General features: G+C 68.1%; 1 protein-coding gene. It reads left to right on the top strand.

The annotated features are described in order from the left end of the window. Positions 1-71: 71 nt before the first annotated feature. Positions 72-4,314, top strand: a 4,243-nt coding sequence (locus EGT67_RS24955) for a condensation domain-containing protein (RefSeq protein WP_164877651.1), incomplete at its 3' end; no start/stop codon positions are given.

Consider the following 4,314-nt stretch of genomic DNA (forward strand, 5'->3'; position numbering starts at 1 on the left):
TCGGGTTTGTGGGGGATCGGTTGGCGCCGCATATGGTTCCGGCGGCGGTGGTGGTGGTTGATGGGGTGCCGGTGACGCCGAACGGGAAGGTTGATCGGGCTGCGTTGCCGGCGCCGGACTTCGCGGCGGCCAGGAGCGAGTTCCGGGCCCCGGATACGGAGATCGAGAAGACACTCACGGAGTTGTTCGGGGAAGTGCTCGGTCTCGACCGGGTGGGTGTGGAGGATTCGTTCTTCGCGCTCGGTGGCGACAGCATCATGTCGATCCAGTTGGCGGCGCGAGCGAAGGCGGCAGGCGTGGTGTTCTCGCCGCGGGATGTGTTCGAGTGCAGGTCTGTCGCACGGCTGGCGGAAGTTGCCGTCCGCGGGGACGGTGGCTCGGCCCCGGTGCTCGAGGAACTCGCCGGTGGTGGTGTCGGCGAGGTGCCGTTGACGCCGATCATGCGGTGGCTGCTCGAACGGGGAGCATCCGGGTTCGGCCGCTTCTCGCAGGCGCTGATGCTGGGTCTGCCGCCTGCGACCGACGGGAGAACACTGGCGGGCACCGTGCAGGCGGTGCTGGACCGGCACGACATGCTGCGCGCACGGGTGCGGCCGGTACCTGATGGCGACTGGGCGTGGGAGGTGCTGCCGAGGGGAGCGATTTGTGCCGACGATGTGATCCACCGTGTCGCGATGGCACCGAACCAGGGCAGTGCTGCCTTCCACGAGCTGGCGGCGGCGGAGCTGAATGCCGCCGCGGACCGGCTCGACCCGGCGGCCGGGATCGTGATCCAGGTGGTCTGGTTCGATCCCGCGGACGGGGCTGGCCTGGGCCGCACCCTGGTGGTGATTCATCATTCGGCGGTCGACGGGGTGTCCTGGCGGGTGCTGGTGACGGACTTGGCGTCAGCGTGGTCGCAGATCGCGGCAGGGCTCGAGCCTGAACTTCCGCCTGTCGGGACGTCGATGCGGAGATGGGCACACGGCCTGGCGGAGGCGGCGCACCGACCGGAACGTGTTGCAGAACTGGCGATGTGGCAGGAGATGGCGGCGGAGGACGACCCGGTGATCGGCGCCCGACCCCTCGATCCCGCGATCGACGTGCACTCGGCGGTGGAGAGTGTGTGCGTGGAATTGCCCGGCGACGTCACCGACGCGTTGTTGACCACAGTGCCGGAGGTCTTCCACGGCGCAGTCGGGGACGGCCTGGTGGCCGCGTTGGCTGTCGCGGTGACGAGGTGGCGCCGAGGGCGCGCCGGCGCGTCGCGAGAATCGGCGGCGCGCGACGTCGTCTTCGCGTTGGAGGGGCACGGGCGCGAGGAGAGCGTGGTCGCGGGATCGGATCTGACCCGTACGGTCGGTTGGTTCACGACGAGTTACCCTCTCCGCCTCGATCTTTCCGGCATCGACCTCGACGAGGCGTACTCGGGTGGGCCGGCCGCCGGAGCGGTGGTGAAGACGGTCAAGGAGCAACTGCTCGCGGTCCCGGATCACGGAATCGGCTATGGACTGCTGCGCTATCTCAACGAGGACGCCGGCTCGGTGCTGCGGGACCTGCGGGCGCCGCAGATAACGTTCAACTACCTCGGCCGGGTCGCCGGCGCGATCCCGGTCGGCGGGCGTGAGGCCGGGTGGATCCCCGTCGAGGACGCAGACGACCTCTCGGGCGCCAAGGATCCGAGCATGCCGGTGTCGGCGGTGCTCGACATCAACGCCCTGACGGTCGGCAACGCCGGCGACCAACGGCTCCGCGCGACCTGGACGTTCCCGAGTGGAGTACTGACCGCCGCCGAGGTCCGCGAACTGGCGGAGTCGTGGTGCGCGATGCTGGCGACGTTGACCGCGCATGCTCACGCCACCGGGGCAGGCGGACGGACGCCGTCGGATTTCGACCTGGTCACTCTCCGGCAGTCCGAGATCGAACGGCTGGAGAACCGGTACCCGGACATGACGGACGTGTGGCCGCTTTCCCCGCTGCAGAAGGGATTGCTGTTCCACGCATCGGTGTCCGAGAAGTCCGCGGATGCCTATGTGGTGCGGCTGATGCTCGAGCTGCGTGGGGACGTCGACCCGGCGCGTCTGCGGCGCGCGGGACAGCTGCTGCTGGATCGGCATCCGAACCTGCGGACCGCGTTCGTCGCCGACACCGCCGTCGGGCCGGTGCAGGTGGTCCAGGACCACGTCGTGGTGAACTGGACGGAGGTCGATCTCTCCCGGCAGGACGAGAACGTGCGCCGGACAGAGCTGGACCGCGTGCTGCGAGCGGACCGGGCGACCCGGTTCGACCCGGCTCGCGCCCCGTTGCTGCGCTGGATGCTCGTCACCACCGGACCCGGGTGCCACCGACTGGTACTGACGAGTCATCATCTGCTGCTCGACGGCTGGTCGACGCCACTGCTGATGCGTGAACTGCTGCTGCTCTACGGCACTGACGGAGATGCTGCGGTGTTGCCGCGGGCCTACCCGTACCGGGACTACCTGGCGTGGATAGGGGAGCAGGACACCGACAGGTCACTCGAGATGTGGGCTGGCGTGTTCGAGGGGGCCGACGAGCCGACGCTCGTGGCGCCGGCCGACCCGGGGCGCCGATACTCCGATTCACGAGAGGTGGTCGGCGGGCTCACCGAGGAACGGACGGCCGCACTCGCCTCTCTCGCGCGAAATCGCGGGATCACCGTCAACACGGTGCTCCAGGCGTCGTGGGCGATCGTGCTGGGCGCGTTGACGTCCCGAAACGATGTCACGTTCGGCACGACCGTATCGGGGCGGCCCCCGCAGCTCGAGGGCATCGAGTCGATGATCGGTTTGTTCGTCAACACACTGCCGGTGCGCGTACGGGTGGACAGCGGAGAGAGCGTGGGACAGCTCCTCGACCGGATCCAGGCGGAGCAGGCAGCGTTGCTCGATCACCACTACGTGAGCCTGGCCGACATCCAGCGGGTGGCCGGGCCCGGAGCTGTTTTCGACACGATGTCGGTGTTCGAGTCCTATCCGGTCGATCGGAGCGGAATCGCCGCGGAGACCGACGTCGCCGGGATGCGGGTGGTCGAGGTGCTGGGGGCCGACGCCTCGCACTATCCGATCGGCGTGGTGGCGAACGTCGACACGCGCCTGCACCTGCGAATCTCTTACCTGCCAGAGCTTTTCGGCCACGACACGATGGAGAGAACCCTCGAGCGGGTCCTGCGGGTGATCGACACTGTCGTCGCGGACCCGGAACTGCCGCTGGCCCGGCTGGATCTGCTCTCCCCGGATGAGTACCGGGAGTTGGTGTCAGTATCGGGTGGGTCGGAGGTCGCCGGAAGGGTGTTGCCGGAGTTGTTGTCGGTGTGGCCGGCGCGGGGTCCGAATGCGGTCGCGGTGGTGTGTGGTGACCGAAGTTGGACGTACGGGGAGTTGGATGAGCGGTCGAATCGTTTGGCGCGGTGGTTGATCGGTCGTGGTGTGGGGCCGGAGTCGTGTGTGGCGGTGGGTTTGCGGCGGTCGTTGGAGTCGGTGTTGGCGGTGTGGGCGGTGACGAAGGCTGGTGCGGCGTTCGTTCCGTTGGATCCGGGGTATCCGTCGGCTCGGCTCGAGCACATGTTGACCGATTCGGGTGCGGTGTTGGGGTTGACGGTGGGGGGTTTGTCGGGTGAGTTGCCGGGGATTGTGCCGTGGGTGGTGCTCGACGATCCGGCGGTCGAGGCGGAGGTGGCGGGGTGTTCTGCGGGGGTGGTGTCCGATGGTGAACGGGCCGTTGCGTTGTCACCGGATCATCCGGCGTATGTGATCTACACGTCGGGGTCGACGGGGGTGCCGAAGGGTGTGGTGGTGACGCACCGGGGGTTGGCCAATCTGGTGGTGGAGCAGGGAGAACGGTTCAGGCTCGGCCCGGATGCGCGGGTGTTGCATGTTGCGTCGCCGAGTTTCGACGCGGCGGTGCTGGAGCAGTTGTGGGCGTTCGGGTTCGGCGCGCGGCTGGTGGTGGTGCCGCCGACGGTGTTCGGCGGTGCGGAGCTGGGTCGGATCCTGCAGCGCGAGAAAGTGACTCATATCGCGTTGACGCCGACACTGTTGGGGACGGTAGATCCAGTGGGCCTCGACGATCTGGGGACCATCGTGGTCGGTGGTGAGCAGTGTCCGCCGGAGTTGTTGACGCGGTGGGCGTTCGGCCGGCGGATGTTCAACACGTACGGTCCGGCGGAAGCGACGATCCAGTCCAACGCGAGTGCGCGCATGACGCCGGGTGATCGGGTGACGGTTGGTGGTCCGATTCGTGGTGTGGGGGAGTGTGTGTTGGATGGGTGGTTGCGGCCGGTTCCGGTGGGGGTGGTGGGGGAGTTGTATTTGGCTG

Origin of the sequence: Prescottella agglutinans, from assembly GCF_004011865.1 — a bacterium.
GTDB lineage: Bacteria > Actinomycetota > Actinomycetes > Mycobacteriales > Mycobacteriaceae > Prescottella > Prescottella agglutinans.